We start from the raw sequence: 25,296 nt of genomic DNA, 5'->3' as shown, positions 1-25,296 counted from the left end.
CCTCCCAGGGCCGTAAGGACTCTCAGTCCTCCCCCGGCTCCGGCGGCTCCGGCGGCTCCGGCGGCTCCGGCGGTCCGCTCATCACCGACCCCGAGGGCCCCTGCGGCGGTTCGTCCGGTTCGACCACGAGGCGCGTGGGCCGGTACGTCTTGGTGTGCCGGGACTCCTCCACACATTCCACGAGTTCGTCGTCACTGCCCGGCTCCGGTTCCCGTTCGCTCACCCTCGTCCGCTCCTCTCACCACCGGCCGCTGCCGCTCGGGCGGCAGCAGCATCTCCAGTACGTCGATCTCCTCGGCGCGCACGTACACGCCCCCGGTGCCGGGCACCCGGCCCACGAAGCTGCCGTCCGGCGCCATCCGGTACTGGGCCTCCAGATAGAGGTCCCCGCTGTGCGGATACGCCGACACGGCGGACCGCGTACCCAGCCAGCCGCCCACCCACAGACCGCTCTTGAGCCGTACGCGCACGAAGCAGGAGCCACGCCCCCGGAACAACGCGTCCCAGGCGGTCGGCGTCGGTTCGTACCGGGCCCGTGCGTCCCGTCGCCGCCAGGCCGCCTCCGCCCAGGCGAGCGCGGCCGGTACGACGACGATCAGCAGCAGCGCGGCGAGACCCGCCTGCCGGGGCTGCCGTGCCACGCCCGCGAGGGGCCCTTCGCCGTCGCCCAGGAGCAGCCGCAGCAGCCAGGGCCCGGCGGCCACCACGTACAGGGTGTCGAGCAGGGCTCCGGCGGCGATGGCGCGTACGAGGCGGTTCTGCGGCTCCTGCTCGGCGGCGAGCGGGCCGCGCAGGCGCTCCCGGACGGCCTGGTGGAAGACGCCGGGCAGCACGAGGATCAGCAGGATGGTCAGTTGCTGCACCGTTCCAGGAACCATCGTGGTGCCGCACCCCCGTGCCGTGTACGTGCCCGGACCCCGCCACCCCAGGATGACGCACCGGACACTCCGGCGTCAGGGGATCGGGCGCGCTCAGCCCTTGCGGCGCCGCCGCCCCAGGAGGAGCAGCAGGCCGATCCCGGCGAGCACGGCGACGCCGGTCAGCGTCGTGCCCTTCACCGGCACGCCGTCCCCGTCGTCGTCGGCGGTGTCCTCGATCCCCCCGGCCCGGTGCGCGGCCCCGCCGCCGCCCCCGTCCCCGGTCTTCTTCAGGTCCACCCGCACGACACTGCTCCGCTCGCCCTCGGAGCCGTACATCAGGGCGGAGCCGTCCGCCGTGTACGTGACGGACTCGGACTGCGGGAGCAGCGGCGACTCGACGTCGTAGTCCTTGCCGAGGCGGCCGTTCGCGAAGGTGTAGCCGCGGGCGCTGAAGTAGGAGCGCAGGACGAGCTCCTTGCCGTCCGGCGAGAAGGCCCCGTCCGTCACCCACGGGACCTCCCCGACCCGCCGGAAGACGTTGTCGCCGCCGGTGCTGAGCTTCGCGGGCCCCTCGTACAGGCCGCCGCCGTCCTCGTTCTTCGACGCGATGTAGACGCGCCCGGTCTTCGGATGGACCATCAGCGCCTCCGCGTTGCGCGGCCCGTCCGCGTACTTCACGTCGAACTGCGTGGCCCGGACGGTGGCGTCCTTCAGGGTCTTCGGCTCCGGGAAGCGGTAGATCCAGACGTGGTCCCAGCTGCCGTTGAGGTTGTCGCCGATGTCGCCGACGTAGACGTTCCCGTCCGGGCCGATCGAGATGGCCTCGACGTCGCGGGGAGCGCCGACGCCCTTCATGGTGATCGTCGCGACGGTCTTCCCGGTCCGCGAATCGACCGCGAAGACGTACGGGCCGTCGTCGCTGTCGTTGTGCGTCCAGTAGATCCCCGGGTGGAGGCGGCTCGCGGCGAGTCCACTGGATTCGGTGATCCGGGGGTCCTCGATGGTGAAGCTCCGGTCGGCCCCGTCATCGGCGAGCGCGGGGGCCGCGGCGAGGGCGAGGAGCACGGCGGCGCCGAGGGCGGAGGTCAGTCGGTACGAACGCATGGCACAAGTGTCCATCGTCACCTACCGGCGCGTAGCCCGGATCGGCCATGATGACGCCATGCGTTTCATGTGTGTCGGCGATTCCATGACCATCGGGCGCGCCGGCGACTTCACGTGGCGCTACCGCATGTGGCAGCACCTGGAGACCGCACCGGACGGCCCGCACGAGCTGGTGGGCCCGCGCACGGGCCTCTACGACGCGGATACGGACGCCGCCTCGTCCTCCGCGTACGCCGCCGACGACTTCCCGCCGCCCGCCCGCCGCCACCTCGCGGGCTGGGGCGAGGGCTGGCTCCACATGGCCCCGCTGATCGCGGACGCGGTGACCGCGCACCGCCCGGACGTCCTGCTGGTCTCCCTCGGCCTGATAGACCTCGGCTTCTACACGGACAGTGCCCGGACGGCGGAGAACGCCGCCGCGTTCCTGACGGCGGCCCGCGGGGCGAACCCGCACATCCGCGTGGTCCTGCTCCCGGTGATCCCGAACATACGCGCGGAGACGGACGCCCCGTTCGCGGCGGAGTGCGCCCGCTTCAACGAGCTCCTGGCCAAGGCCACGGCCGACCTGGCCACCCCCGCCTCCCCCCTCCTCCTGGCCTCCCACCCCCCGGCGTACGACATCCACACCGCCACGTACGACGGCACCCACCCGAACCCCACGGGCGAACACCACCTGGCCTCGGCCTTCGCCGACGCGATGCACCAGGCGTGGGGCCTGGGCTGCCGGTACGCGGGCGCGCCCTGACCCCCGGCGCGAAATGCCTTGACACACAGTCATCCTCGTTGGCTTCATGGGGCACTCACATCCCACCCGCCCCACCAGGAGGTCGCTCATGCGCATATCCCGCAAGGCCGCGTTCGCCGTCGGCGGCGCCGCGTTTCTGACGATGATGAACCCGGCCACGGCGTCGGCGGCGTACTACGGTTCCGAGACGGACTACGCGACCAACTACGTGCCGTCCGGGAAGTACTGGGCCCCGGCGCAGCAGATGCAGGGTGTCAGTGTGTACTTCTCGTCCGACGGTGACTGGTTCCGGGTGAAGGACACCGAGAAGGACGGCTACGCGGCCGTCGTCGAGTGGTACGACAACAACGGGCGGAAGGGCTCCTGCGTCAACAAGCTGGGCGGGGGGTCGGACGGGACCTGCAACAAGAACTTCCACGAGGGCTACACCATCACCTACCGGGCCACGCTCTACGACTCCGGCGAGCAGGTCGGCTTCACCCACTACTGGACCGACGAGACCGCCTAGGACCGCCGTGTGACGCACGTCTCCCCTCGTTGCGGCCGTCCGACCTCACAGGTCGGGCGGCCGTTTCGTCGCAGATGAGGAAACCATCGAAAGGATCACCGCGCCATGGAAGCTCTTCGGTACGTCTTTCTCGTCTTCCACCTCTTCGGCTTCGCCGCGATCATGGGCGGGCTCTTCTACCAGCTGCGGGGCAAGGACCCGGTGACCGCCGGTTACATGCCCGTCAGCGCCGTCGTCCAGCTGGTCACCGGCGCGAGCCTGATCTGGACCAGGCACTCCCTGGACCTGCCGGTCATCGACGCGAAGATGTGGGTGAAGCTCGCCCTGGACGCCCTGGTGGCGGCGGTCGCGCTGATCGGCATGCGGAACAAGCAGGCGTGGGCCTTCTACGGCGTCGGCACGCTCACCGCCGGGGCGGTCGTCGTCGCCGTCGCCTGGACGTGACCTCGGCGCCCCCTGCCCTCACCCGGCCCCCGACGGCTTCGCCCGTACGTGCATCCGCTCGCCCTGCGGCCCGAACAGGCTGAGGAACTCCACCGGTTCCGGCCCGGCCGCCCCCCACCAGTGCGGCGTATGGGTGTCGAACTCGGCCGCCTCGCCCGCCGTCAGGACCAGGTCGTGATCCCCCAGGACCAGCCGGAGGCGGCCCGAGAGGACGTACAGCCACTCGTAGCCCTCGTGCACCCGTTGCTCGATCGGGCCGGACGGGCCCGTCGCGCCCGGCATGACCTGCTTGTACGCGTTGACGCCGCCGAGATGCCGGGTCAGCGGGACGAAGGTCATCCCGTGGCGCTTGAAGGGGCGGAAGGTGACCCGGGGGTCGCCCGTGTCCGGCGCGCCGACCAGCTCGTCCAGCTGCACGCCGTACGCCTTCGCCAGGGGCAGCAGCAGTTCGAGCGTCGGTTTGCGGCCGCCCGACTCCAGGCGGGACAGCGTGCTGAGCGAGATGCCCGTCGTCTCGCTCAGCTGCGTCAGCGTCGTCCCGCGCTCGGTGCGCAGTGCGCGCAGGCGGGGGCCGACGCCGGTCAGGACGGCGGCCAGGTCGTCGTCACCCATGGGATCTGCCATGGTTCCATTTGCCGACCCGGCAACGCCGTTTGTCAAACGGTGGCGCCCCCGGAGGCTCCCGGGGCATCCGGATGCGCCGGACCGATCATCGCCATCGACAGCCGCGTGAACTCGCTGGTCAGCCACGAAGGCGGCACCTGCCGAGGGCGCCGCCCGTGGTGCGCGAGCAGTTCGTCCACGGACCGGGTCAGCACCTTCACGACGACTTCCAGGTCGCCGTCCACCCCGTGGCCCCGCGTCCGGGCCCGTTCGGACTCCGCCGTCAGGAACTCCACCCACACCGAGCGCCACATCGTGAGGTGCTCCTCCATCGCCCGGCTCACGCCCAGCACCTCCACGAAGGCCACCCGGGCCGCCTGCGGGTCCCGCGTCACGGCCCGGACGTACGCCTCGAAGAGCCTGCGGACCCGCTCCTCGGTCGGGCAGGTCTCCATGTCCTCCGCCGCCAGCTCCGCCTGCGCGGCCTGCATCCCGGCCATCGCGACCTCGTCGTACAGGTCGGTGAGCAGCGCCTCGCGCGAGGCGAACTCACGGTGGAAGTCCCGGACCTCCACCTGCGCCTCCGCGCACAGGTCCTCGACGGACGTGTGCGCGTAGCCGTAGATCGCGAACAACGTCCGTCCGGCCGCCATGAGTTGCGCACGCACCCGCGCGGGGTCGCGCACCGCTCGTACGCCGTCCCAAAGCTCCACCACGGTATCCACCACGGGTCCTCCTCAGTCCGTCCGGCCCCCGAGCCACCACTGTCCCCGCCCCGCCGCGTCCACGGCAAAGACCGCCACACCACGAACGGACGTACGCCTCATGGCGTGGCCGCGCCCGCTTCCAGAATCGTCGCGACCCGTTCCCGCCAGGGCTGCTGCCGGGACGGGTACTTCGCGAAGTGCGCCTCCTCGGCCGCCTGCCGGGCGCACGGGCCGCACAGCGTCTCGTCCGCCCTGGGCCGGAACACATGCTCCGGCCCGTCCCCCTCGCACGTCACGTGCGGCCTGACCGTCGCCACCGGCGCGAGGGGCGCGGGTGCCTCCGGCAGCTTGTGCACGAGGCGGTGGCGTACGAAGCCGTAGGCCGACCGTACGCCTTCCACCGGGAGGCCGTTCACCAGCGCCTGCCGCAGGTCCGCCGCCTTCACGCCCCGCCGCAGCCAGTCCGCCGCCGTCTCGGAGAGGCTGCGCGCCTCGCGTACGCCGAGGTGCAGTTGCGGGTTCGCGTGCCGCAGCGAGAGCAGCACGCGCTCGGCCTGGGCGACGTCCGGGTCGGTCGCCGCGACCGGCTCCACCGCTTCGGCCGCAGGCGCGTTGGCCGCAGGCGCGTTGGCCGCAGGCGCTTCGGTGGGTGGGTGGGGGTTGTTCTCCCTACGTTCTTCTTCAACCTCTGGTTGGGAAGCCCCGACCGGCCGAGTGCCCGCCTGACCGCCCGCCGGTGACCGATCAGCCGGTGCGGCCTGCGCGTTCGCCTTCCTGAGCCCCCGCGCCTCCTCGTCCGTGAGCGGCACGTTGGAGAACAGCTGATCCGTCATCCACAGCCCACCCTGGCCCTGCCAGCGCCACTCGTGGACGTAACCGGCCTCCTTCAGCTGGGACTTGGCCTTCTGGTACGCCCGGCCCTTGATGCCGATCCGCTTCGCGTGATCGCTGAGCGCTTCGCTCGCGCGGGACTCGGGCAAACCCTGCACATACATGATCAGAACCTTTGCGTCACTGCTCAGGTTCGAATGACGCACGACATCGTGCGCGGCCTTCACATAGGCGCGGGAGGGCGAGATAGCATGCCAAAGCATCTTCGGTGGACCTCGTGAATCCATCAGGGGTGAAGGCCCTCGGACCCGGTGTTGCGAGCACCCCCGAGGGCCGCCCCGTGTGCACGGTCGCACACGGAGCGTAACGACGCCATCAACGTACAGCAGAAATTCCGTCCGACACCACCTTGGTTACCAGCTCGAACAGAAGTGCTGTATCCACGAACGGATCGTCGGTCGTCGGCTCCGAACGCCAGTCCAGCGGGTACGTCAGCCCGCACAGCGCGGGCACGCCCACGAAGTCCGAGCCCTTGCGCACGAGCGCGTCCACACCCGCCGGCCAGCGGTACGCGCTCGCCGTGCCGGGCTCGACCAGGAAGTACATACTCCGCATCCCGATCCAGGACCGGATGATCGGCCCGGCCTGAAAATCCGTGAACTGCATGATCTCGTATGCAACTTGCTCTCCGAACACGCCGGAGATCCGGACCGCGTCGAAGTGGATGCCCGCGTGACGGAGGGCGTGACCGCTGGCGGGAATCCAGCAGGGCACCGGGTTCGGTGAATTTTTCGGTTCCATACGGTAAGCGTCGACGCCCGCACCTACTGTGACCAGGGACACAAGGCATCTGTGCACTGCTGTGCACTTGGAGGTGGGGCTGTGCACTCCAGTAATACCGGCGGCAGTACCCCCCGCATGTTCGGTGCGCTGCTGCGCTACTACCGCGACAGAGCGGGACTGTCGCAAGAGGCGTTAGGGCTCCGTATCGGCTTCTCCAAGTCGCAAGTCGCGATGGTGGAGAGGGGCCAGAGGCCGCCGAAGGGGGACTTCATCCCGAAGGCGGACTCGGCGACGGGGGCCAGAGGCGCGTTGCTCGTCGCCGCAGCAGAGCTGAAGTTCAGCAACGTGGCGACCTGGTTCGAACCGTTCGCCGACGAGGAAGCCAAGGCCGTAGCGCGCTACGAATACGAGTGCCACGTGGTGCCCGGACTGCTGCAGACCGAGGATCACGCACGCGCTGTGTTCAGCCAAGCCTGCCCGCCGTTGGACGACGAGACCATCGAGGGGCTGGTTGCCGGACGTCTGGCACGACAGACGCTACTGACACGCAAACCGCTTCCGGACATCAGCTTCGTACTGGAACCGGGCGCGCTCAACCGCCCCATCGGAGGTCGAGAGGTGCACCGAGCCCAGCTCCAGCACATCCTCGACATCAGTCGTCTGCGTCACGTAAGTATCCAGGTGATGTCGCCCCACCGGGAAGCACACGCCGGCCTGGGTGGGTCGTTCGCACTGCTGGAGACCGAGGACCGGCGTTGGCTGGCATATCTGGAGGTCCAGGGGCGCAACTTCCTCGTCAGCGAACAGCCCCAGCTGGGTGAGCTGTTCGCCAGGTATGGCATGCTGCGGTCCCAGGCTCTCAGCCCGGAAGAGTCGCGCGAGCTGATCAAGCAGATGGTAAAGGACTATGAGCACTGACCTTGAGTGGTTCAAGAGCAGCTACAGCGGCCCAGAAGGCGGCAACTGCGTCGAGGTCGCCCTCTCCTGGTCCAAGTCCAGCTACAGCGGCGAAGGCGGCGGCAACTGCGTAGAGGTCGCCACCTGCCCCCACACCGTTCACATCCGCGACTCCAAGGACATCACCGTCCCCGCACTCGCCGTCTCCCCCGACGCCTGGGACACGTTCATCCGCCACACCGCCGCGTAACGCGGCCCCGCGCCGATGTCACATTCGGCGGCCGGGCGGTGTCTCCATGTCAAACAGCCGAACGACTACGGAGAACACCATGGCGCTGCGCATTCCCAAGGCCGAGATTCCTACCGGGCTCCGCGAGAACCTGATCGAGCAGCTCGGCTCCGTGCCGGAGCCCCACGAGGTGCTGTGGAACCACCCCGCGCTCGCTGAGGCCAACCAGCAGTTCGCGTCCCAGGTGGCGACCTGGGACGCGGCCGACGCGGGCCTCAAGACCTTCGCGCACATGGCGGTCGCGGCGCAGATCGGTTGCAGCTGGTGCCTGGACATCAACTACTTCGCCGCTCTGAACCAGCGTCTGGACCTGGCCAAGGCGAGCCAGGTCCCGCGCTGGCGGGAGTCGGAGGTGTTCACGCCGCTGGAGCGGGAGGTCATGGAGTACGCGGAGGCCATGACGAACACGCCCCCGACCGTCACCGATGAGCTGTCGGCGAGTCTGCTCGACCGGCTGGGCCCGGCCGCGCTGGTCGAGCTCACCGTGTTCATCGGCTTCGCGAACCTGGCGGCCCGGTGCAACACGGCGCACGGGATCACCTCGCAGGGCTACTCCGATGCCTGCGAGGTCCCGCTGGCCGCTCGCGGGACGTCCGACGGGGCGCCGACGGCATGACGCAGGACCCGTTCGTCACCCATCGCAGCCTGCTCTTCACGGTCGCCTACGAAATGCTCGGCTCGGCGGCCGACGCGGAGGACGTGCTTCAGGAGTCCTGGCTGCGGTGGGCCGGGGTGGACCGGGCGCGGGTGAGCGACCCGCGGGCGTACCTCGTCAGGACAGTGACGCGGCAGTCGCTCAACCGGCTGCGGACGCTGGCGCGCAGTCGCGAGGACTACGTGGGCGAGTGGCTGCCGGACCCGTTGCTGACCACGCCCGACGTCGCCGAGGACGTGGAGCTCGCGGAGAACATCTCGATCGCGATGCTGACCGTCCTCGAAACGCTCGGGCCGACCGAGCGGGCGGTGTTCGTGCTGCGCGAGGTGTTCGAGCTGCCGTACGACGAGATCGCCGGGGCCCTCGGGAAGTCGGCGGCGGCCGTCCGGCAGACCGCGCGGCGGGCACGCGAGCATGTGGCGGCCCGGCGGCCGCGCGTACGGGTGAGCCGGTCGGAGCAGCAGGCCGTGGTGGAACGGTTCCTGCTCGCCCTGCGCACCGGGGAGCTGGAGGCACTGGTCGAGATCATGGCGCCGGACGTGGTCCTGATCGCCGACGGTGGCGGACTCGCGCCCGCCGCGCTGGCCCCGGTCCACGGGGTCGACCTCGTGGCGCAGGTCCTCGCGCGGGCGGCCGGGGTGACAGCGACCGCCGTGTGGCTCAACGGGGCCCCCGCGGGCCGCATCGAGATCGACGGCGAGCTCGCCACTGCGGTGAGCCTCGTGGTGGAGGAGGGCCGGATCAGCCGGGTCTACCTGGTGCGGAATCCGCGGAAGCTGACGCGGCTGGACGAGCCTGTTCCGCTCGCCACGTAGGCCCGCCGCTGCTGCCCCCGCAGGGCTATGCGCCGTCCCGCGCCGCGAACACCTCGCGCGCAGCCGTGAGCCCGTTCAGCGCGGCCGGGAAACCGGCGTAACCGGCCATCTGCGTGATGACCTCCACGGCCTCCTCCCGCGTGCCGCCCACGTTGAGGAGGCCGTGGAGGTGTACGCGGAGCTGCGGGCCGACCGTGCCGAGGGCGGTGCACAGGGCGACGGTGACGAGTTCGCGGGTCGGGAGGTCGAGGCCCGTGCGGGAGTACACGTCTCCGAAGGAGAACTCCAGCACGTAGCGGGCGAGGTCGGGCGCGATGTCCTTGAGGGAGTCGATGACCTGCTGCCCGGCGTGCCCGTCGATGTCGGCGAGGGCCTGCCGACCACGTTCGAGGCGGTCGCCGCCCTGGTCGGCGGAGGAGTCGGCGGGTACGAACGGAGGCTCGTCCGGACGGGACTCGAAGACCTCGCGGGCGGCGGTGAGGCCGTTGAGGGCGGCCGGGAAACCGGCGTACACCGTGACGTGGATCAGGACCTCGACGATCTCCTCACGCGTGCAGCCGACGTTGAGCGCGCCGCCGATGTGGAAGCGGAGCTGGGGCGCGGCGTTGCCCATCGCGGCGAGGGCGGCGACGGTGCTCAACTGGCGCTGGCGGCGGGTGAGTCCGGGGCGGGTGTAGATGTCGCCGAAGCCGAACTCCACGATGTAGCGGCCCATGTGCGGGGCGATGTCGGCGAGGCCGTCGATGACGGCGTCCTGGGCTCCGTTCGCGACCTCGCTGAGGGCCGCGTAACCACGCTCGTACCGGTCGTTCTGCTGTTCGGTGCTCATGCGGATGACGGTAGGAGTTGGAGTGCACTCCAACGCAAGCGCGCCCCGCGAAAACGGGTGGGGCGGGGGCGGGGGTGGCTGCGATGATGCCCGGATGGACGTGCCGAACCCGATCGATCTGGACACCTGGCCGCGCCGGGAGCACTTCGCACACTACCGGCGGCGGGTGCCGTGCACGTACTCGATGACGGTGGAGGTGGACGTCACCGCGTTCACGGCCGCGCTGCGGCGTTCGCCGCGCAAGTCGTACGTGGCGCAGGTGTGGGCGCTGGCGACGGTGGTGAACCGGCACGAGGAGTTCCGGCTGTGCCTGACGGAGTCCGGGGACCCGGCGGTGTGGCCGGTGGTGCACCCGGCGTTCACGGTGTTCAACGCGGAGCGTGAGACGTTCGCGTGCGTGTGGGCGGCCTATGACGCGGACTTCGGGGCGTTCCACGAGGCGGCGGCACCGCTGCTGGCGGAGCACGCGGGGGCGACGGAGTTCTTCCCCCAGGGCCCGCCCCCGGCGAACGCCTTCGACGTGTCGAGCCTCCCGTGGCGCGAGTTCACGGGCTTCAACCTGAACATCCGGGACGGCTACGACCACTTGGCCCCGATCTTCACGCTGGGCCGGTACCTGTCGCGCGACGACCGCGTCCTCCTCCCGCTGGCGGTGCAGGTGCACCACGCGGCGGCGGACGGCTTCCACACGGCGCGCCTGGTCGATGAGGTGGAGGCGCTGATGGCGGAGGCGGAGGGCTGGCTGTAGGGCCGGGGGCCCGGCCGCAGGCCGGCGGACGGGCCCGCCGGGCGGCCGGGTCGGATCAGCACTTCTTCGTGGACCCGATTCCGTCGAGGTTGCCCTCGTAGATCCAGCCGCTGATCTCGTCGCCGGTGAAGCGGTTGTAGGCGCGGACGTGGTCCCAGATGTTCGCGGAGCTGTTGATCGTGTAGCAGTGCAGGTAGACGTCGTAGTTCCAGTCGGCCCTGCCCACCACGCCGCAGCCCTCGTTCGGGCCCGTCCTGATCGGCGCCCCGTTCAGCAGGTCGTAGCGGACCTGGTCGACCCCCGCGTCCTTGTTGGACCAGCTCGGGTGGGTGCAGGTGTCGGCGCTCTCCACGGCTGCCGTGGCGGCGGGTGCGGTGACGAATCCCGCCCCCGCGAACAGAACGGACAGACCGACCGCCGCAAACCGGCGTGACATCGCAGTCATTTCATTCCCTCTCAGATCCCTGTCGGTGGTTTTCTCGCAGTCCGGGAAGAACCGCCCATGCCGAACGCCGGGCGCTCCTCAGTCGCGCACACTGCCAGCAACTCGACTGGGAGCGACGGGACTTGAGCATCATCTGAGCTTCAAGACCGCATTCGCAAATGGTTCCAGCAAAGAGTATTGACACGTCCTCGAACGGTGGTGCTTGATGTCTCCCACACGGCGGCCGGCAAGACAGCAACTACCGGTTGCGCAAGCGGTGTTGCACCTCTCCCCCGTCACAGCCGGCCGCCGTTCCCCACCCCTCTGCACACAATCCCCTGGAGGTTCCCACGTGCGCCGTTCCGGAAAGGCACTACTCACCGCGGGTGCCGCATCGGCCTTGATGCTGCTGACCCCCTCCATCGCCTCCGCGGCCTACTACGGCTCGGAGACGGACTACGCGTCCAGCTCGTACCCCGCGGACGTCGACCAGCACTGGGAGTACCAGGACATCACCGGGGCCGCCGTCTCCTTCACGGGCCTGGGCGACTGGTTCAAGGTGCACGACACGAAGGCGGATGGCTACGCCGCGGTCGTCGAGTGGCGTGACGTCGACGGATCGCGAACCGGAGCCTGCGTCAGCAAGCTCGGCGCGGGGACTTCGGGCGGCTGCAACAAGAACTTCACCGAAGGCCACGAAATCCAGTTCCGTGCCGCGCTGTACAACAACGGGAGCTTTGTCCGGGCTTCATCCTCGTGGTCCCACAGCTTCGCCTGACACCACCGGCACCCGAATACCGGAGGGCTCGGAATTTTCGGGTGTGAAGCATGCCGTCGGACTCGATCCGTCTCTATCCACGCCCGCGCCGACCGCGTCGCAGGGCGTATTCAGTCACTCACTCAATTCGGGGGTACCTCATGTCCAAGAAATGGTTCGGCAGAGCGGCGACGATGGTGGCTGTTCCCGCCCTCGTGGTCGGATTGGGCACCAGCCCGGCATTCGCCACCGACCAGTCCGTGTACCTCTGGAAGGGCGACAACATCGTCGCCGCGCTGCGGTTCATCGACGACGGCGACGACTTCGTGCTCTGGGACCACTACGCCGACGGCCACGGAGTGCGGGCCTACATCCAGGTCCGTGCCACGGACAAGTGGTACGACTGGTCCGGAGGGTCCTGGTACAACGGCAAGGGCGTCGGTACCTACGTCAAGAAGACCGACGGGAACCTCCTGACCATCAACGACTACCGGGCCCAGGTGTGCACCGTGGACGGGCCGGGAGACACGACTCCGGTCTCGTGCTCGCCCTGGATGACCATTCACGAGTAGTCGACCTCGTGAAGTTCCGCGTGCAGGCCGGCGGGCAGTCCCGCCGTATTCATCATCGTTTCGATCCGGGGGTTCTCATGTCCAAGAAGTGGCTCGGCAGAGCGGCGGCGGTGCTGGCTGTTCCCGCCCTCGTGGTGGGGCTGACCAGCAGTCCGGCGTTCGCCACCGACCAGTCCGTCTACCTCAAGGTCGGTGACTACAACGTCGCCGCGCTGCGGTTCATCGACGACGGCGACGACTTCGTGCTCTGGGACCACTACGCCGACGGCCACGGAGTGCGGGCCTACATCGAGGTCACCGGCAACGGGACGTGGCAGGACTGGGCCACCTTCTACAACGGCAAGGGCGTCGGCACCTACGTCAGGAAGACCGACGGAAACATCCGCTCCTTCGACAGCTACCGGGCCCAGGTGTGCACCGTGGACGGGCCGGGTGACACGACTCCGGTCCGCTGCTCCAGCTGGATGAGCATCAAGGAGTAGCCCTGTCCCCGGAGCCGCCCGGCCCTGATGGCGGGCGGCTCCGGCGCCAGGGGCAGGACCAGCTGGACCCGGGCGGTCGTGGCGCTCGCGGATGAATCCAGCCGCCCGAGGACAGGCGGTCTTGACGCTGCGCAGTCGACGGACGACGCTCATGCAACAAGACGCAACCGAGTATCCGGGGGTCGACGTCATGGCTTTACTGCTCTTCGGCAAGGACCCGAACACCAACGGCGACAACTGCCCGACGGTGTGGGTGGACGGTGTGTCGGCCGATCTGGTGGTGCAGGGCTGGAAGGCCGACGAGGGGACCGAAGCGGAATGTCTGGCGGTCGGGCACATTCCCGACTCCGAAGCGGTGATCCGTATCCCAGCGCGCATGGTGCCGCTGATCAGGAAGGCGTGCGATGAGGCCGAGCAGCGTTCCGCCGTTCAGTGAACTGATCGGGGAGTGCCGCCGTTCGGCCGTGCATCTGGAGCTCCGGGACTCGTACGAGGGATACGACGACGGGGGACGGTTCGCCGAATGGAAGCGGGAGGGCGGGATCACGCCCGCCTTCGAGGAGGACTTCCGGGCGTGGACCGGCCTCGTGCGCGAGGCCGTGGCCCGTGGCGTCGAGATGCGCCGCGTCCGCGTGGTCTCTGTACCGGTCAGCGAGTACATCCGCTTCGAGTACGAGGCGACGCACCTGAACCAGGAGGCCGGCGAACAGGTGCGCTGGCTGCCGCGCACCGAGGCCGCCACCCTGCTCGTACCGGGCGCCGACCTGTGGATCTTCGATGACCGGGCGATCCGATTCGGGCACTTCACCGGGGACGGGGCGCTGGTCCGCAACGAGATGTGCCACGACGCGTCGGTGATCGCGAAGTGCAGCGAGTCGTTCGAGACCATCTGGCGGCGCGCGACCCCGCACGAGCTGTTCACGGTCTAGCCTCGCCCGCTCATGCCCCAGTACCAGTCATCCAGTGTCGAAGGCGCCCGCAAGGCTGTCGCGGGCCGGCTCCGTGAAGTGCGGCTGGACTCCGGCCTGAAGGGCCATGAGCTGGCCGCACGCTGTGGCTGGCACAAGTCCAAGACGTCGCGGATCGAGAGCGCCCGCACGCCGCCGTCCGACGCCGACATCCGCGCGTGGTGTGCGGCCTGCGGCGCGGACGCCGAGGCGGACGACATCGTGGCGGCCTCCCGCACGGCCGACTCCATGTACATGGAATGGAAGCGGCTGCAGCGCACTGGGCTGCGTCGCCTGCAAGAGGCGCGCATGCCGCTGTACGAGCGCACCAGGCTGCACCGGGGCTACGCGTCGCACGTCGTGCCCGGCCTCTTCCAGACACCCGCGTACGCCGCGGCGCTGCTGTCGTCCGTGAGCCGGTTCCACGGCACCCCGGACGACACGGAGGCGGCCGTGGACGCGCGCATGGCTCGCGCCCGTGTGCTGCACCAGGGAAGCCATCGCTTCGCGCTGCTCATCGAGGAGGCGGTCCTGCGGTACCAGGTGGGCGATGTCGAAGCGATGGCGGGCCAGCTGGGCCACCTGCTGTCGGTCATGTCTCTGCCCGCCGTCTCCGTGGGCGTCATCCCGTTCTCCGCACGAAGCCGGAACATGTGGACTCTTGAAACCTTCGACGTCTTCGATGATCAGCGCGTACATGTGGAACTGCTGACGGCTCAGGTCACCCTGACCGCGCCGAGTGAGGTCGGCATGTACGTCAAGGCTTGGACGGCCCTGTGCGGTCTGGCCGTCCACGGGGCCGGCGCCCGCTCGCTCGTGGCGGATGCCCTCGCGGCTCTGGGCTGAGACTGGTGTGCAACTCCGTAGAACCTGCTCGGTGACGGGGCTGCGGACGCTCTAGCGTTGTGGCCCATGAAACGGATCGTCGCCCGCGTGTGGAAACTGATGCGCGGCCCGCTGCAATGGCGTGTCCTGTGGTTCGCCCACGCCAAGTTCATGGTCGGCGTCACGGGTGTTGTGCGCAACGAGGCGGGGGAAGTCCTGCTCCTGAAGCACCGCATGTGGCCGACCGACCGCCCCTGGGGCCTTCCGACCGGATACGCCGTCAAGGGCGAGGAGTTCCCGATGACGGTGGTGCGCGAAGTCCGGGAGGAGACCGGCCTCGTCGTGGTGCCCGGGCGGCTCGTCCAGGTCACCAGCGGCTACAAGCTCCGCGTGGAGATCGCGTACGAGGCCCTGCACGTCGGCGGAACGCTCAAGATCGACAGCTTCGAGATCCTGGAGGCGCAGTGGTTCAGCCCGGACACGCTCCCGGAAGGGTTGCAGGAGTCCCACGTCCAACTCATCAAGTCGGCTCCCCCGCGTTGACGGCGCTCGCCCCGAACGAGTCCGTCGCGGGAGCGGGGGCCCTGGCATCCCTCGCCGCCATGCGTGCCGACACGTCCGTGCTCAGGGCGAAACACCCCGACCACGTGTTCCACCCGCTCTCCGACATCCTCGGCCGGTGGGCCGCCGAAGGGCGACCTGCTGCGTGCGTACGCCCATGACTGCCTCCACTACGGCTCGCGTCGCCGGTACGTGGAGGCGGCCGGGGTGCCCGTCCGCACCCAGTACGGGATCAACTACCGCCGCGTGACGGGTCAGTCGTACTCGGTCACCGATGAGCAGGGGAGTCACCACACCCGCAATCTCGGGATCGTCATGGAAGGAGCATGCGACAGGGAAGCACGCTCCATAGCCCGGCGGGCCGCCGAACGCTCCGCTGTCACCGCGCCCCCGGACGTCCTCGGCGCGCTCGCCTTCCGGGACGTGACGGGAACGCTCACCGAGGACGACCGCCTGCGAGCGGTGCCCTTCCCGGACAGTGCCGAGCGAACGCGATACGCCGCCGCGCTCCGGAGCTACGAAGCGGGCGTGAACCGCCGGTACGCCCACTTCCTGCGGGAGTTCGCCCCCGGCGAGGAGCACGAGTGCCACGGACACCTGCTCGCCGCCATCATCAGCGGCGACACGACGGGGCTCGGCACCTGGCTCGACGACCGCCACGGCCCCGGCACCTTCGCGGGCCTGTTCCGCACACCCGGCTACTTCGAGCCCGCCCCGACCACGTAGGGGGGCCGGACGGCCCGGGCCCCAGGCGTCAGCCCCGCAGTTCCGCCACGTCCTCCTCGCTCAGGACCAGGTCGCGGGCCGCCATGTTCTCCTCCAGGTGGGCGAGGTTCCCGGTGCCGGGGATGGCCAGCATGGCCGGGGACGCGGCCAGGAGCAGGGCCAGCTGGACCTGGGCGGTCGTGGCGCCCAGGCGGGTCGCGACCTTTTCCAGGCGGGTCGTGTCCAGGGGCTCGCGGCCGCCGCCGAGGAGGAAGAACGGGACGTACGCGATGCCGGCGGCCTCGCACTCCGCGAGGAGGGCCAGGTCGTCCGCGTACGGGTTCTGGACGCAGACCACGGGGGCGATGGCGCGGGCCTCCGCGAGCTGGGTGGCGTCGATGTTGCTGACGCCGAGGTGGCGGATCAGGCCCTCCTCGCGGAGGGCGGCCAGGGCGGCGAAGCGTTCGGCCACGGACTCGCCGCCGGGGCCGTTCATGCCGCCCACCCGGAGGTTGACGACGTCGAGCCGGTCGACGCCGAGGGCGGTCAGGTCCGCCTCGACCAGGGCGCGCAGCTGGTCGGGCGTGGCCTGGCCGCTGGGCACGCCGTCCGGTCCGGGCAGCGGGCCGACCTTCGTCACGATGACCAGGTCGTCGGGGTAGGGGGCCAGCGCCTCCCGGATGAGGTCGTTGGCGCGGACGTCGCCCCGGGCGTAGAACGCGGCGGTGTCGATGTGGTTCACGCCCAGCTCGACGGCCCGGCGGAGCACCGCGATGCCGTTCTCCGGGGAGCGGGCCGGGCCGTCGAACGTGCCCATGGGCAGGCGCATCGCGCCGAAGCCGAGACGGTTGACGGGGAGGTCGCCGCCGAGGGCGAAAGTGGTGGTCGTCATGGATTCATGCTCTCCGGGGACCCCGGGGCGGCCCAGCGCGTGGCAGGTTACTGCCAGACTGGCGGTATGCGGAACGAACAGATCTTCTCGGTCCACGGCGACGCGGAGCTGCTGGCACGCGCCGGACACCTGCTGGAATCCGCCCGCACCGAGTTCCTGTGCGCCGCCCGTACGCTGACGACCTGGCCCCGGCCGCAGACCTGGACGACCCCGGGCCCCGGCTTCACGACCCGGAAGCTGCTCACCCCGGCCGCCCTGGCGGACGAGGCGACCCGCGACCACCTGCGCCTCGTGCTGGACCGCGGCGCCCAGGTGCGCATCACGGACGCGGAGCTCCCGCACGAGACGATCATCATCGACCGCCGGGTCATGATCCTCGCGGGCCGCGAGGCGCCCACCGGTCGCGAGTACTCCGTGACGACCGCGAAGACCATGATCGACGGGGTGCATTCGCTGTTCGACGCGATGTGGGACCGGTCGGCGGACTACGACACGTACCTCGCCACGGACACCCCGCAGCTGACCCCGGACGCCCGCCGCATCCTGGAAGCGCTGAGCACGGGCCGCACCGACGACTCGGCCGCCCGCCACCTCGGCCTCTCCCTGCGCACGTACCGCCGCCGGGTGGCCGAACTGATGGTCACGCTCCAGGCCGCGTCCCGCTTCCAGGCCGGGCTGCGGGCCGGAAGGCTGGGGCTCCCGGGGAGCTGAACCTCCGGCGGTCTCTCCGCGCTCCGGGAGCGCGGAGAGGCCCGGGGCCGGGGTCAGGAGATGCAGCCTCCGGTGGGCGACGCCTCCAGGGACTCGATCGTGTGCGTGACCTGGATGGACTGGCCCGGCCTGATCGAGAAGTTGTACTCGGCGCCGACGCAGTACGTGACCGACGTGTCGTTCGAGATCGTGGTGACCTCGGTGGGCCGCAGGAACGTGTAGTCGTCGCCGTCCGCGACGTAGACCGTCGGCTCGTAGATGTCGTTCGTGGTCATGCAGACGTAGCCGCCGACGTGGCAGGGCGTGGCGTCGGCCGACGCCGCCGTCGCCGCGCCCGAGCCGAAGGCGGTGAGGCCCGCCAGGGTGGCGCCGACCAGGACTCCGCGCATGACGTTGTGTCGCAACATGAGGGTATTCCTTCGCAGTTGGGCGCGGGGGGTGACCGCGCTCTCCGAACTTCGCCGGTCCGTATGGGGGTTGCCGCGAACCGGCTGGCGATCGGAAGCTAGGGAAGGCCCGTTACAACCGCGTTACTGCGGAGTCGGCGCACGCAGTACGCGGAACTCGTTGCCGTCCGGGTCCAGGAAGACCCCGTCCGGTCCGCGCCGCGCGCCCAGGTCGACGAGGCGGGCGGTCTCCGCCTCCCCGTCCGCGTCCGGCGGGAGCGTCAGCTCGAAGTACAGGCGGTTCACGTCCGGCTTCTCGCGCACCGGCGGGCCGCCCCAGGTGAGCTTCGTACCGCCCTCCGGGGACTGGATCGCGGTCTCCTCGTCCTGGTCCCAGACCAGCGGCCAGCCCAGGGCCTCACTCCAGAAGTAGCCCACCGCCTGGGAGCCGTCACAGGCGACCGCCCCGATCGCCCCGGTGTCCGCGAGAAACGTGTTGCCGGCCTCGATCACGCAGAACTCGTTGCCGTCCGGGTCGGCGAGGACGATGTGGCCGTCCTCCGGGGTCTGGCCGATGTCGATGTGCCGGGCGCCGAGCTCCAGCGCCCGGGCGACGGTCTCCCGCTGGGCCTCCGGCGTCGCGCTCGTCAGGTCGAAGTGCGCCTGGTTCTGCCGGGTCTTGGGCACCTGGCTCCCGGTGAAGCGGAGCGCGTAGCCCGTGCCGTCCGGGGGAACGACGAGCGTGCCGTCACCGGACCGCTCCCAGCGCAGCAGCCCGGCCCAGAAGCGGGCCAGGTCCGCCGGGTCGGTCGCGTGGAAGCCGATCGCCGAAAGGTGGGGCGTCATGTGAAGGTGGGGCGCCATGTGCCGTACGTCTCCGATCCGTTGGCGTGCCGCCCGCGCATCCTAGGGACGGCGTGCGGGAAGGGCATCCCGATTTCGGGGGCGCCCTCAGTCCAGCGTGACCCGCGCCGTCACCGGCAGGTGGTCGCTGCCCGTCGCCGGAAGCGTGCGGACCCGGCCCACCGTCGCCTCCCTCGCCATCACCTGGTCGATCCTCGCCACCGGGAAGGACGCCGGGAAGCTGAACGCGAACCCGCGCCGCGACACGTCGAGCCGGGACGTCAGGGGGGCGATCCCCCGGTCGTCCACCGTGGCGTTGAGGTCGCCGAGCACGATCACCGGGCCCGTGGTCTCCGCGTCCAGCGCCCGGCCCAGCAGCCGGGCGCTCTCGTCGCGGCGTGCGGTGCCCAGGCCGCCCGCGCCGAGCCGGAAGGACGGCAGGTGCGCCACGTACACCGCGACCTCGCCGTGCGGGGTGCGGGCGACCGTGCGCAGGCCCCGGCTCCACGGCCCCGCGATGGACTCCGGCTTGATGTCGACCGCCCGGGTGCCGCCGAGGGGGTGGACCGACCAGATCCCGACCGTGCCCCGGACCTCGTGGAACGGGTAGCGCGCCGCGAGGCCGTTCTCGTACGCGGGCAACGCCTCCGGGACCAGTTCCTCCAGCGCGATCAGGTCGGCGCCCTGGGCCGCCAGCGTGCGGGCGGTGCCCGCCGGGTCCTCGTTCACGTCGCTGACGTTGTGCTGCACCACGACCAGGTCGCGCGGGCCCGGGTCCGCCGCCGGGAGCAGCAGCCCGCCGCACGCGTACGCCCACGCCGCCACCGGCAGGACCACGGCCACCAGCGCGAGCGCCGACCGGCGCAGCACGGCGAGGGTCAGCAGGGGGACGACAGCGAGCCCGAGCCAGGGCAGGAACGATTCCAGCAGGCTGCCGAGGCGGCCGGGGGTGTTGGGGACGAGCCCGGGGGCGACGAGGAGGAGCGCGGCCAGGGCGGCGAGGACGGCGAGGGCCTTCCCGTGCCGCCAGGGGCCGGGAGCGGCGCCGGGGGCCTGCCCGTCGCCCCGTTCCCGTACGCGCCACTTCACGGCGGCCCGCCACCGCGCGCTCACGCCCGCCCCCGGTTCCCCGACCTGCGCAACCGGGACCGTACCGCTCGCTGCGCCACCGGCCCCAGGCCCTCCAGCGCGGCGGCCAGCGCGGCGAGCTGGTCCAGGGACGCCAGGGCCCGTTCGGCGCCCGACGGGTCGACGCCCTCGTACAGTTCGAGGCCCACGAACGCCGCCGAGGCCGCCTTCGCCAGGCCCGTCACGTCCACGAACTCGGCGAGCGGTGTGCCCGCGAGGACGCGCGCGAGGACCCGCTCGATCTCGTCGGTCCAGAGGGTGAGGCCCGCCGCCGTGGCCGCCGCGAGGCGCGGTTGCGTCTGGCCCCCGGCGAGCAGCTGGCCCAGCACGGCGACATGGCCGCCCGCGCGCTCGGAGGCGTTCAGCTCGCGGGCCACGGCGAGGAGTTCGCCCAGCGAGCGGACCGCGTCCAGGCGTTGCCGGTAGGTCGCGAGGCGCTGTTCGGCGCCGTACCGGCAGGCGGCGGCGAGCAGGTCGTCGACGGTGCCGAAGTGGTAGAAGACCAGCGCCTGATTGACCCCGGCGGTCGCGGCGATGCTGCGCGCGGAGGTCTTCGCGATGCCCTGCTCGGTGAGCGTGGCGAGGGCCCCGGTGAGGAGCTTGGTACGGGTGTCCTCGGCGGACGACGACCGCCCGGCCCTGCTCCGGGATTCCCCGCTCATGCCCGTACCTCCTCGCGTACCGGACGCAGATCCTGCCGTATCCCGCGCGCCCGTGCGTACTCCGCCGTGAACGAGCCCTCGTAGCCGAAGAGGGGGCCGAAGCGGCGGTTGGTGACGCGGACCTGGATGCGGAAGCGGTCCGCCGCCTCGTCGTACGACTCGCGGACGACCGCGTCGCCCCCGATCAGATGCGGCACCCGGACGTCCACCGGGCCCTCCCGGAAGCGGTGTTCGCCGGAGCGGATGACGAGGGCGCCCGCGTCGTCCACCGAGAGGTGCAGATCGGTGGCGAGGTGCTGGTGCGTCCCCAGGTAGTCGACCACGCAACCGCGCTCCGGGCTGTGGACCATCGTCGCGTCGAAGCGCCGGGGCCCGTCCGGGAAGGCGAACGTCCGCACGAAGGTGACCGTCTCACGGCCGAAGGAGTCCGTGAAGGGCACGTTCTCGATGGTGAAGGGAATGTCGCGGCCGGTGCGCGGGAGCAGGATGTTGCGCGTGCCGCCCAGCGCGAGGAACGGCCGCAGCCACGGGCCGCCGTGCCAGACGCGGTCCATCACCCCGCGTCCCGTACAGGACTCGCCGCTGTCCAGGCCGACGGAGAAGCGGCGCCGGATACGGGGGTGGAGGCGGTCGAAGTCGGCCCCCAGGGCCTGCCGGAAGATCGAGTTCACGGGCGCTCCAAGCGGTCGAGCAGGGCGGCTGGCGCGGTGGTGGCGGGCCCCCGCCCCGGCGGGCGGCGCAGGCAGCGGCGGGCCGCCGGGGTGCCGGGCAGCGGCGGCACCAGGACGGCGGCGACGAGCACCGGCACGGCGGCGAGCGGTGCGGCCCAGGCCGCGGCGGCCACGACGAGCAGCCGGGCCGCCACCTCCCCCAGGGCCCGCCACAGCGCCCGCTCCGGGGTGATGCCGCGCTCGCACCAGAGCCGCAGCCGGTCGAACGACCAGGCGGTCGCCCAGCCCATCAGCGGCCGGAAGAGCAGGCGGTCCACGAGCCCGCCCCAGCGCGGCGCGTAGTCGTAGCCCGTGAGGAAGCGGAGCCCGCCCTCCGCGCAGGGCACGTAACGCCAGTAGCCCCGCCCCTCCGTCAGGAACGACAGCGGATGCGCGCAGGCGAACCGGAGGGCCGACGTCCGCGTGCCGTCCGGGCGGTGGCGCTCCCCGGCGGAGATCCCGGTGCCGGAGACGAGGAACCCGGGCAGCACCCGTACGCCGTACGTGAAGCGCTGCGGCTCCCCCTCCGGGCCGGGCAGATACGCGATCCGCGTGAACCGGAGATCCCAGCGCTGATGCCGGGCCGGGTCCTGCGTGCGTTCCCAGACGAGGTCCGGGTCAGCCCCGATCCGGGCCTCGATGTACAGGCCGCCACCCACGATCCCCACCCCCCTCGGGTCGATTGAGCAGTCGCTCAAATCGCAACGGTGCAGAGAGTAGGCGAATTTGAGCGACTGCTCAAGTGCCGGTGCCCGTAACCGCCAGTGGGGGGACGCGGGCGCGTACGTGCGGGTGGACCACGGCCCCGCCGCCCGGGAGCGCCGGGCGCACGGGCTTACGTTCCCGGGCATGAAACGCACCGCTGCCTTCGCCGCGACGGCCTGCCTCCTGTGCCTGGCCGCCGCCACCGCCGCCACCGCCCCCGCCTCGGCCGACTACTCCGGCAACCCGCTGGCCGGGGACAACGGCTTCGGGGTGCTCGTCCAGGACGACGCCGTCCTCGGCAGCACGGAGACCGAGGGGTCGGTGGCCATCGGCGGGAACCTCACCTACGGGCCGGGGTACAACGTCGCGCTGCACACCCCCGGCACCTTCACCGCGCCCGGCGACGACCGCCCGACCGCCCTGCTCGTCGGCGGCAGAATCGATCATGCGGCCAGCTCGCCGCAGGGCGTGCTCCAGGTCCTCAGCGACGGCTACGTGAAGGTCGGCGACCCGACCGGCTCGTCGGTCCTGGACGAGGACTCCAACGGCGCCCAGGTCAACACCCGCATCGTCGCGGCGGGGTCCGGCTACGACTCGACGCCCCGCGTACAGGAAACGGTTCGCCAGCCCGCCGAGTCCGTCACCGACACCACGGGCCTGCCGGACCTCGACGCCCTCTTCGCGTCCTTCCGCGACCGCTCGGACGCCATCGACACCTGCGCCACCAACGTCGTCCTGCGCGACGCCGAGGGGGAGCCGCTGCCGGACCAGACGGGCTTCCCCGCCGGGACGAGCGCCCACATCACCCTCACCGAGGGCGAGACGAACGTACTCCGGCTGACCGGCGAGCAGCTGAACAACCTGTCCGAGCTCACCTTCGACAACCAGCCGAACGCGACGACCCCGTTCGTCGTCGACGTCGACACGACCGGCACGGACAGCGTCTACGAGTGGCACATCCCGAACCTCGCGGGCGTCTCCGGCGACCAGGCCCCGTACATGCTGTGGAACTTCCCCGACGCCACCGACATCACCATCACGGAGGGCGACTCGCTGGAGGGCACGATCTACGCGCCCCGCGCCCACCTCACGGACCTCGACGCGTCCAACATCGAGGGCACGATCGTCGTACGGGAGCTCACGGCCGGGCCGCTCGACGCCGACGGGAACTCGGTGGACGCGGGCGAGATCCACCAGTTCCCGTTCGCCGCCGACATCGACTGCGACGGCGAGGAACCGTCACCGTCCCCCACCCCGAGCCCGACGGGCTCCACGGAAAGCCCCACGCCGACCCCGAGCCCGACCGGCTCCACGGAAAGCCCCACGCCGACCCCGAGCCCGACCGGCTCCACGGAAAGCCCCACGCCCACGCCCACGGGCTCGACGCCCGCCCCGTCCCCCACCGAATCCACCCCCGGCCCGCACCCGACGCACAGCCGCCCCGTGCCGCCCGGCCACGGCGACCACGGCAACCACGGCAACCACCACCACCGTCCCCCGCACGGCGGCTGGCTCGCCGACACCGGCACGGCCTCCACCCTCTACGCGGTGGCCGGAGCCTTCGCCCTGGCCACGGCCGGGATCTTCCTGATGGGTCGCAGGCGCCGCCCGAAGCACTGACGCGGCCTCACCGCCCCGGGAACCGCTCCCCGCACGCACTGCAGAACACCGGCGCCGACTCCGGGGACATCCGCCCGCACTCCGGGCACACCCGGTCCAGCGCGCAGGGTGCCTCGCCGCCCTCCCGCGCGTACACCGTCGGCTTGAGCGTCAGGCCGGGGCGGCGGCGGTGCACCGTGAGGTAGGCGAGCCCGTCCGGGCCCGCCGTCAGGGAGCGGCGCGAGGAGCGGGGCAGCCACGTGACCGTGCTCGGGGCCAGCGTCAGCGGCGCCGAACCGTCACCGGGCACGAGCCTGCCACCGCCCGCCAGGACCACCAGGAGGACGTCGAGCACGTCCTCCTGGTGCTCCCCGACCTCCGCGCCCGGCGGCAGCCGCACGAGGTTCGCGTCCAGCTCCCTCCCCCGGCGGTCGAGCTGCCACAGGGCGCCCCGGTCGTCGGGGGCTGCGGCGGCGAGCAGTTCGTCCAGTACGGCCAGTACCTCGGGAGTCGCGTTCACGCCGCCCAGGCTACGACCGCGTATGCCTAAGGTGTACGCCGCCGACCCAGGGAGACGCAGCGCCATGTCCGACGACAGATACCCGCCGATCGAACCCCACGACCACGGCCTGCTCGACGTCGGCGACGGCAACCACGTCTACTGGGAGGTCTGCGGCAACCCCGCCGGGAAGCCCGCCCTCGTCGTCCACGGCGGCCCCGGCTCCGGCTGCACCGACCGGCCCCGGCGGTTCTTCGACCCGGAGCGCTACCGCGTCGTCCTCTTCGACCAGCGCAACTGCGGCCGCTCCACGCCGCACGCGAGCGACCCGGCCGTCGACCTGCGGCACAACACCACGGACCACCTGGTCGCCGACATGGAACGCCTCCGCGCACACCTCGGGATCGACCGCTGGCTGCTGTACGGGGGTTCGTGGGGGTCCACGCTGATCCTGGCGTACGCCGAGCGGCACCCGGAGCGGGTCACCGAGATCGTGATCCCGGCGGTGACCACGACCCGGCGCACCGAGATCGACTGGCTGTACCGGGGCGCCGGCCTCTTCCACCCGGAGGCGTGGGACCGCTTCCGGGCCCACGTCCCGGAGGCCGCGAGCGACGCGACCCCGGACGTGCTCGCCGCGTACGCCCGGCGCACCGTGGACCCCGACCCGGCCGTACGGGAGCGGGCGACGGCCGCGTGGTGCGCCTGGGAGGACGCGGTGCTCTCCGGGGAGGCTCACACCGGGCCGCCCCCGTACAGCGGGCGGCCCGGCCGGGCCCGGGAGGCGCTGGTGCGGATCTGCTCGCACTACTTCTCGCACGGCGCCTGGCTGGAGGAGGGGCAGCTGATCCGGGAGGCGGGGCGGCTGGCCGGGATCCCCGGGGCGCTCATCCACGGACGGCGGGACATGGGCGGGCCGCTCGGCACGGCGTGGGAGCTGGCCAAGGCGTGGCCGGACGCGGAGCTGACGGTGATCGAGGACGCGGGACACCTGGGCGGGGCCACGACGAGGCGGGCGATCCTCACGGCACTGGACCGGTTCGCCGCGGCGTAGGCGAGGACCCGCTTGC

At 71.3% G+C, this 25,296-nt stretch carries 36 protein-coding genes; 19 read left to right on the top strand and 17 right to left on the bottom strand.

Translation table 11 applies throughout. The annotated features are described in order from the left end of the window. Nucleotides 1-22: 22 nt before the first annotated feature. The 3 genes from ACZ6C6_RS25205 to ACZ6C6_RS25195 all read right to left on the bottom strand — a co-directional run bounded on the left by ACZ6C6_RS25205 (nt 23) and on the right by ACZ6C6_RS25195 (nt 1,964). Nucleotides 23-223 (bottom strand): hypothetical protein, encoded by a 201-nt coding sequence (locus ACZ6C6_RS25205; protein ID WP_469205522.1) that lies wholly within the window; start codon nt 221-223, stop codon nt 23-25. After that, the gene (locus ACZ6C6_RS25200) at nt 192-863 is read right to left on the bottom strand and encodes a DUF6338 family protein (protein WP_469205520.1); all 672 of its coding nucleotides are present in this window, start codon (nt 861-863) and stop codon (nt 192-194) included. The genes ACZ6C6_RS25205 and ACZ6C6_RS25200 overlap by 32 nt, the downstream gene beginning before the upstream one ends. Before the next feature lie 108 nt (nt 864-971). Further along, entirely contained in the window at nt 972-1,964 is a 993-nt protein-coding gene (locus ACZ6C6_RS25195) for an SdiA-regulated/phytase-like domain-containing protein (protein WP_469205518.1), read from the bottom strand. A 58-nt stretch (nt 1,965-2,022) separates the two neighbouring features. Between ACZ6C6_RS25195 and ACZ6C6_RS25190 the strand changes: the two genes are divergently transcribed. The 3 genes from ACZ6C6_RS25190 to ACZ6C6_RS25180 all read left to right on the top strand — a co-directional run bounded on the left by ACZ6C6_RS25190 (nt 2,023) and on the right by ACZ6C6_RS25180 (nt 3,661). Then, on the top strand, nt 2,023-2,709 hold the full coding sequence (locus ACZ6C6_RS25190) for a GDSL-type esterase/lipase family protein (RefSeq protein ID WP_469205516.1): 687 nt from the start codon (nt 2,023-2,025) through the stop codon (nt 2,707-2,709). A gap of 88 nt (nt 2,710-2,797) precedes the next feature. Further along, the gene (locus tag ACZ6C6_RS25185; protein WP_469205514.1) at nt 2,798-3,217 is read left to right on the top strand and encodes a hypothetical protein; all 420 of its coding nucleotides are present in this window, start codon (nt 2,798-2,800) and stop codon (nt 3,215-3,217) included. Between the two features lie 105 nt (nt 3,218-3,322). After that, nucleotides 3,323-3,661 (top strand): hypothetical protein, encoded by a 339-nt coding sequence (locus ACZ6C6_RS25180; protein ID WP_469205512.1) that lies wholly within the window; start codon nt 3,323-3,325, stop codon nt 3,659-3,661. Between the two features lie 18 nt (nt 3,662-3,679). Here the strand turns inward: ACZ6C6_RS25180 and ACZ6C6_RS25175 are convergent, their stop codons facing one another. The 4 genes from ACZ6C6_RS25175 to ACZ6C6_RS25160 form a co-directional block, all read right to left on the bottom strand. Continuing rightward, nucleotides 3,680-4,273 carry a helix-turn-helix domain-containing protein gene (locus tag ACZ6C6_RS25175; protein WP_469205728.1) on the bottom strand — a complete coding sequence of 198 codons (594 nt, stop codon included), beginning with the start codon at nt 4,271-4,273 and terminating at the stop codon, nt 3,680-3,682. A 44-nt stretch (nt 4,274-4,317) separates the two neighbouring features. Then, nucleotides 4,318-4,992, bottom strand: coding sequence for a TetR/AcrR family transcriptional regulator (locus ACZ6C6_RS25170; protein WP_469205511.1), 675 nt, complete (start codon nt 4,990-4,992; stop codon nt 4,318-4,320). Nucleotides 4,993-5,087: 95 nt separating this feature from the next. Further along, nucleotides 5,088-5,966: a hypothetical protein gene (locus ACZ6C6_RS25165; protein WP_469205510.1), complete on the bottom strand. Its 879-nt coding sequence runs from the start codon at nt 5,964-5,966 to the stop codon at nt 5,088-5,090. Between the two features lie 211 nt (nt 5,967-6,177). After that, complete coding sequence (locus tag ACZ6C6_RS25160) at nt 6,178-6,603, bottom strand: hypothetical protein (RefSeq protein WP_469205509.1); 426 nt, start codon at nt 6,601-6,603, stop codon at nt 6,178-6,180. Nucleotides 6,604-6,720: 117 nt separating this feature from the next. Between ACZ6C6_RS25160 and ACZ6C6_RS25155 the strand changes: the two genes are divergently transcribed. The 4 genes from ACZ6C6_RS25155 to ACZ6C6_RS25140 all read left to right on the top strand — a co-directional run bounded on the left by ACZ6C6_RS25155 (nt 6,721) and on the right by ACZ6C6_RS25140 (nt 9,241). After that, complete coding sequence (locus tag ACZ6C6_RS25155; protein ID WP_469205726.1) at nt 6,721-7,503, top strand: helix-turn-helix domain-containing protein; 783 nt, start codon at nt 6,721-6,723, stop codon at nt 7,501-7,503. Further along, complete coding sequence (locus tag ACZ6C6_RS25150; protein WP_469205508.1) at nt 7,493-7,732, top strand: DUF397 domain-containing protein; 240 nt, start codon at nt 7,493-7,495, stop codon at nt 7,730-7,732. Before ACZ6C6_RS25155 ends, ACZ6C6_RS25150 begins: the two co-directional genes overlap by 11 nt. 79 nt (nt 7,733-7,811) lie before the next feature. Continuing rightward, nucleotides 7,812-8,387 carry a carboxymuconolactone decarboxylase family protein gene (locus ACZ6C6_RS25145; protein ID WP_469205507.1) on the top strand — a complete coding sequence of 192 codons (576 nt, stop codon included), beginning with the start codon at nt 7,812-7,814 and terminating at the stop codon, nt 8,385-8,387. After that, nucleotides 8,384-9,241, top strand: coding sequence for an RNA polymerase sigma-70 factor (locus ACZ6C6_RS25140; RefSeq protein ID WP_469205506.1), 858 nt, complete (start codon nt 8,384-8,386; stop codon nt 9,239-9,241). The genes ACZ6C6_RS25145 and ACZ6C6_RS25140 overlap by 4 nt, the downstream gene beginning before the upstream one ends. Nucleotides 9,242-9,266: 25 nt before the next feature. On the opposite strand, the gene ACZ6C6_RS25135 is transcribed toward ACZ6C6_RS25140, so the two are convergent. Continuing rightward, nucleotides 9,267-10,070, bottom strand: coding sequence for a carboxymuconolactone decarboxylase family protein (locus tag ACZ6C6_RS25135; RefSeq protein ID WP_469205505.1), 804 nt, complete (start codon nt 10,068-10,070; stop codon nt 9,267-9,269). Nucleotides 10,071-10,164: 94 nt separating this feature from the next. Between ACZ6C6_RS25135 and catA the strand changes: the two genes are divergently transcribed. Further along, entirely contained in the window at nt 10,165-10,818 is a 654-nt protein-coding gene (gene catA / locus ACZ6C6_RS25130) for a type A chloramphenicol O-acetyltransferase (protein WP_469205504.1), read from the top strand. 55 nt (nt 10,819-10,873) lie between these two features. Here the strand turns inward: catA and ACZ6C6_RS25125 are convergent, their stop codons facing one another. After that, nucleotides 10,874-11,263, bottom strand: a complete 390-nt coding sequence (locus tag ACZ6C6_RS25125) for an SH3 domain-containing protein (protein ID WP_469205503.1) — start codon at nt 11,261-11,263, stop codon at nt 10,874-10,876. A 331-nt stretch (nt 11,264-11,594) separates the two neighbouring features. On the opposite strand from ACZ6C6_RS25125, the gene ACZ6C6_RS25120 reads away from it, so the two are divergent. The 8 genes from ACZ6C6_RS25120 (at nt 11,595) to ACZ6C6_RS25085 (ending at nt 16,112) form a co-directional block, all read left to right on the top strand. Next, complete coding sequence (locus tag ACZ6C6_RS25120; protein ID WP_469205502.1) at nt 11,595-12,020, top strand: hypothetical protein; 426 nt, start codon at nt 11,595-11,597, stop codon at nt 12,018-12,020. 140 nt (nt 12,021-12,160) lie between these two features. Further along, on the top strand, nt 12,161-12,571 hold the full coding sequence (locus ACZ6C6_RS25115) for a hypothetical protein (RefSeq protein WP_469205501.1): 411 nt from the start codon (nt 12,161-12,163) through the stop codon (nt 12,569-12,571). 77 nt (nt 12,572-12,648) lie between these two features. Beyond that, nucleotides 12,649-13,053 (top strand): hypothetical protein, encoded by a 405-nt coding sequence (locus ACZ6C6_RS25110; RefSeq protein WP_469205500.1) that lies wholly within the window; start codon nt 12,649-12,651, stop codon nt 13,051-13,053. Between the two features lie 121 nt (nt 13,054-13,174). Next, nucleotides 13,175-13,489: a hypothetical protein gene (locus tag ACZ6C6_RS25105; RefSeq protein WP_469205499.1), complete on the top strand. Its 315-nt coding sequence runs from the start codon at nt 13,175-13,177 to the stop codon at nt 13,487-13,489. Beyond that, nucleotides 13,458-13,982, top strand: coding sequence for a DUF6879 family protein (locus ACZ6C6_RS25100; RefSeq protein ID WP_469205498.1), 525 nt, complete (start codon nt 13,458-13,460; stop codon nt 13,980-13,982). Before ACZ6C6_RS25105 ends, ACZ6C6_RS25100 begins: the two co-directional genes overlap by 32 nt. Before the next feature lie 12 nt (nt 13,983-13,994). Then, nucleotides 13,995-14,846 (top strand): helix-turn-helix domain-containing protein, encoded by an 852-nt coding sequence (locus tag ACZ6C6_RS25095; protein ID WP_469205497.1) that lies wholly within the window; start codon nt 13,995-13,997, stop codon nt 14,844-14,846. Between the two features lie 66 nt (nt 14,847-14,912). After that, a complete protein-coding gene (locus ACZ6C6_RS25090) occupies nt 14,913-15,368 on the top strand; it encodes an NUDIX domain-containing protein (RefSeq protein WP_469205496.1) in 456 nt (151 codons plus the stop codon). A 225-nt stretch (nt 15,369-15,593) separates the two neighbouring features. Continuing rightward, nucleotides 15,594-16,112 (top strand): hypothetical protein, encoded by a 519-nt coding sequence (locus ACZ6C6_RS25085; RefSeq protein ID WP_469205495.1) that lies wholly within the window; start codon nt 15,594-15,596, stop codon nt 16,110-16,112. Nucleotides 16,113-16,140: 28 nt separating this feature from the next. On the opposite strand, the gene ACZ6C6_RS25080 is transcribed toward ACZ6C6_RS25085, so the two are convergent. Next, entirely contained in the window at nt 16,141-16,983 is an 843-nt protein-coding gene (locus ACZ6C6_RS25080; RefSeq protein ID WP_469205494.1) for an oxidoreductase, read from the bottom strand. 66 nt (nt 16,984-17,049) lie between these two features. Between ACZ6C6_RS25080 and ACZ6C6_RS25075 the strand changes: the two genes are divergently transcribed. Beyond that, entirely contained in the window at nt 17,050-17,694 is a 645-nt protein-coding gene (locus ACZ6C6_RS25075) for a DNA-binding response regulator (protein WP_469205493.1), read from the top strand. Between the two features lie 53 nt (nt 17,695-17,747). Here ACZ6C6_RS25075 and ACZ6C6_RS25070 read toward each other — a convergent pair whose 3' ends face one another. The 6 genes from ACZ6C6_RS25070 to ACZ6C6_RS25045 form a co-directional block, all read right to left on the bottom strand. After that, complete coding sequence (locus ACZ6C6_RS25070) at nt 17,748-18,101, bottom strand: hypothetical protein (RefSeq protein WP_469205492.1); 354 nt, start codon at nt 18,099-18,101, stop codon at nt 17,748-17,750. Nucleotides 18,102-18,224: 123 nt separating this feature from the next. After that, on the bottom strand, nt 18,225-18,926 hold the full coding sequence (locus ACZ6C6_RS25065; RefSeq protein WP_469205491.1) for a VOC family protein: 702 nt from the start codon (nt 18,924-18,926) through the stop codon (nt 18,225-18,227). Nucleotides 18,927-19,031: 105 nt separating this feature from the next. Next, complete coding sequence (locus ACZ6C6_RS25060) at nt 19,032-20,036, bottom strand: endonuclease/exonuclease/phosphatase family protein (protein ID WP_469205490.1); 1,005 nt, start codon at nt 20,034-20,036, stop codon at nt 19,032-19,034. Next, nucleotides 20,033-20,713, bottom strand: coding sequence for a TetR/AcrR family transcriptional regulator (locus tag ACZ6C6_RS25055; protein ID WP_469205489.1), 681 nt, complete (start codon nt 20,711-20,713; stop codon nt 20,033-20,035). The genes ACZ6C6_RS25060 and ACZ6C6_RS25055 overlap by 4 nt, the downstream gene beginning before the upstream one ends. Next, nucleotides 20,710-21,384, bottom strand: coding sequence for a DUF4166 domain-containing protein (locus tag ACZ6C6_RS25050; RefSeq protein WP_469205488.1), 675 nt, complete (start codon nt 21,382-21,384; stop codon nt 20,710-20,712). Before ACZ6C6_RS25050 ends, ACZ6C6_RS25055 begins: the two co-directional genes overlap by 4 nt. Beyond that, on the bottom strand, nt 21,381-22,082 hold the full coding sequence (locus ACZ6C6_RS25045) for an SRPBCC family protein (protein WP_469205724.1): 702 nt from the start codon (nt 22,080-22,082) through the stop codon (nt 21,381-21,383). The genes ACZ6C6_RS25050 and ACZ6C6_RS25045 overlap by 4 nt, the downstream gene beginning before the upstream one ends. A gap of 190 nt (nt 22,083-22,272) precedes the next feature. Here ACZ6C6_RS25045 and ACZ6C6_RS25040 point away from each other — a divergent pair, with 190 nt between their 5' ends. Next, nucleotides 22,273-23,748, top strand: a complete 1,476-nt coding sequence (locus tag ACZ6C6_RS25040) for a collagen-binding domain-containing protein (RefSeq protein WP_469205487.1) — start codon at nt 22,273-22,275, stop codon at nt 23,746-23,748. A gap of 7 nt (nt 23,749-23,755) precedes the next feature. Here ACZ6C6_RS25040 and ACZ6C6_RS25035 read toward each other — a convergent pair whose 3' ends face one another. Continuing rightward, complete coding sequence (locus ACZ6C6_RS25035; protein WP_469205486.1) at nt 23,756-24,247, bottom strand: hypothetical protein; 492 nt, start codon at nt 24,245-24,247, stop codon at nt 23,756-23,758. Nucleotides 24,248-24,311: 64 nt separating this feature from the next. On the opposite strand from ACZ6C6_RS25035, the gene pip reads away from it, so the two are divergent. Further along, nucleotides 24,312-25,280 (top strand): prolyl aminopeptidase, encoded by a 969-nt coding sequence (gene pip / locus ACZ6C6_RS25030; RefSeq protein WP_469205485.1) that lies wholly within the window; start codon nt 24,312-24,314, stop codon nt 25,278-25,280. Nucleotides 25,281-25,296: the final 16 nt, after the last annotated feature.

It is taken from the genome of Streptomyces sp. NPDC041814 (assembly GCF_055590565.1).
This window is presented reverse-complemented; position numbering and strand designations above follow the sequence as displayed.

What these genes read in the sequence shown, in the direction of transcription:
- ACZ6C6_RS25195 (WP_469205518.1), bottom strand. Translation starts at nt 1,964, where the DNA reads ATGCGTTCGTACCGACTGACCTCCGCCCTCGGCGCCGCCGTGCTCCTC.
- ACZ6C6_RS25190 (WP_469205516.1), top strand. Translation starts at nt 2,023, where the DNA reads ATGCGTTTCATGTGTGTCGGCGATTCCATGACCATCGGGCGCGCCGGC.
- ACZ6C6_RS25185 (WP_469205514.1), top strand. Translation starts at nt 2,798, where the DNA reads ATGCGCATATCCCGCAAGGCCGCGTTCGCCGTCGGCGGCGCCGCGTTT.
- ACZ6C6_RS25180 (WP_469205512.1), top strand. Translation starts at nt 3,323, where the DNA reads ATGGAAGCTCTTCGGTACGTCTTTCTCGTCTTCCACCTCTTCGGCTTC.
- ACZ6C6_RS25175 (WP_469205728.1), bottom strand. Translation starts at nt 4,273, where the DNA reads ATGGGTGACGACGACCTGGCCGCCGTCCTGACCGGCGTCGGCCCCCGC.
- ACZ6C6_RS25165 (WP_469205510.1), bottom strand. Translation starts at nt 5,966, where the DNA reads ATGTATGTGCAGGGTTTGCCCGAGTCCCGCGCGAGCGAAGCGCTCAGC.
- ACZ6C6_RS25160 (WP_469205509.1), bottom strand. Translation starts at nt 6,603, where the DNA reads ATGGAACCGAAAAATTCACCGAACCCGGTGCCCTGCTGGATTCCCGCC.
- ACZ6C6_RS25155 (WP_469205726.1), top strand. Translation starts at nt 6,721, where the DNA reads ATGTTCGGTGCGCTGCTGCGCTACTACCGCGACAGAGCGGGACTGTCG.
- ACZ6C6_RS25150 (WP_469205508.1), top strand. Translation starts at nt 7,493, where the DNA reads ATGAGCACTGACCTTGAGTGGTTCAAGAGCAGCTACAGCGGCCCAGAA.
- ACZ6C6_RS25145 (WP_469205507.1), top strand. Translation starts at nt 7,812, where the DNA reads ATGGCGCTGCGCATTCCCAAGGCCGAGATTCCTACCGGGCTCCGCGAG.
- ACZ6C6_RS25140 (WP_469205506.1), top strand. Translation starts at nt 8,384, where the DNA reads ATGACGCAGGACCCGTTCGTCACCCATCGCAGCCTGCTCTTCACGGTC.
- ACZ6C6_RS25135 (WP_469205505.1), bottom strand. Translation starts at nt 10,070, where the DNA reads ATGAGCACCGAACAGCAGAACGACCGGTACGAGCGTGGTTACGCGGCC.
- catA (WP_469205504.1), top strand. Translation starts at nt 10,165, where the DNA reads ATGGACGTGCCGAACCCGATCGATCTGGACACCTGGCCGCGCCGGGAG.
- ACZ6C6_RS25125 (WP_469205503.1), bottom strand. Translation starts at nt 11,263, where the DNA reads ATGACTGCGATGTCACGCCGGTTTGCGGCGGTCGGTCTGTCCGTTCTG.
- ACZ6C6_RS25115 (WP_469205501.1), top strand. Translation starts at nt 12,161, where the DNA reads ATGTCCAAGAAATGGTTCGGCAGAGCGGCGACGATGGTGGCTGTTCCC.
- ACZ6C6_RS25110 (WP_469205500.1), top strand. Translation starts at nt 12,649, where the DNA reads ATGTCCAAGAAGTGGCTCGGCAGAGCGGCGGCGGTGCTGGCTGTTCCC.
- ACZ6C6_RS25100 (WP_469205498.1), top strand. Translation starts at nt 13,458, where the DNA reads ATGAGGCCGAGCAGCGTTCCGCCGTTCAGTGAACTGATCGGGGAGTGC.
- ACZ6C6_RS25095 (WP_469205497.1), top strand. Translation starts at nt 13,995, where the DNA reads ATGCCCCAGTACCAGTCATCCAGTGTCGAAGGCGCCCGCAAGGCTGTC.
- ACZ6C6_RS25090 (WP_469205496.1), top strand. Translation starts at nt 14,913, where the DNA reads ATGAAACGGATCGTCGCCCGCGTGTGGAAACTGATGCGCGGCCCGCTG.
- ACZ6C6_RS25080 (WP_469205494.1), bottom strand. Translation starts at nt 16,983, where the DNA reads ATGACGACCACCACTTTCGCCCTCGGCGGCGACCTCCCCGTCAACCGT.
- ACZ6C6_RS25075 (WP_469205493.1), top strand. Translation starts at nt 17,050, where the DNA reads ATGCGGAACGAACAGATCTTCTCGGTCCACGGCGACGCGGAGCTGCTG.
- ACZ6C6_RS25070 (WP_469205492.1), bottom strand. Translation starts at nt 18,101, where the DNA reads ATGTTGCGACACAACGTCATGCGCGGAGTCCTGGTCGGCGCCACCCTG.
- ACZ6C6_RS25065 (WP_469205491.1), bottom strand. Translation starts at nt 18,926, where the DNA reads ATGACGCCCCACCTTTCGGCGATCGGCTTCCACGCGACCGACCCGGCG.
- ACZ6C6_RS25055 (WP_469205489.1), bottom strand. Translation starts at nt 20,713, where the DNA reads ATGAGCGGGGAATCCCGGAGCAGGGCCGGGCGGTCGTCGTCCGCCGAG.
- ACZ6C6_RS25040 (WP_469205487.1), top strand. Translation starts at nt 22,273, where the DNA reads ATGAAACGCACCGCTGCCTTCGCCGCGACGGCCTGCCTCCTGTGCCTG.
- pip (WP_469205485.1), top strand. Translation starts at nt 24,312, where the DNA reads ATGTCCGACGACAGATACCCGCCGATCGAACCCCACGACCACGGCCTG.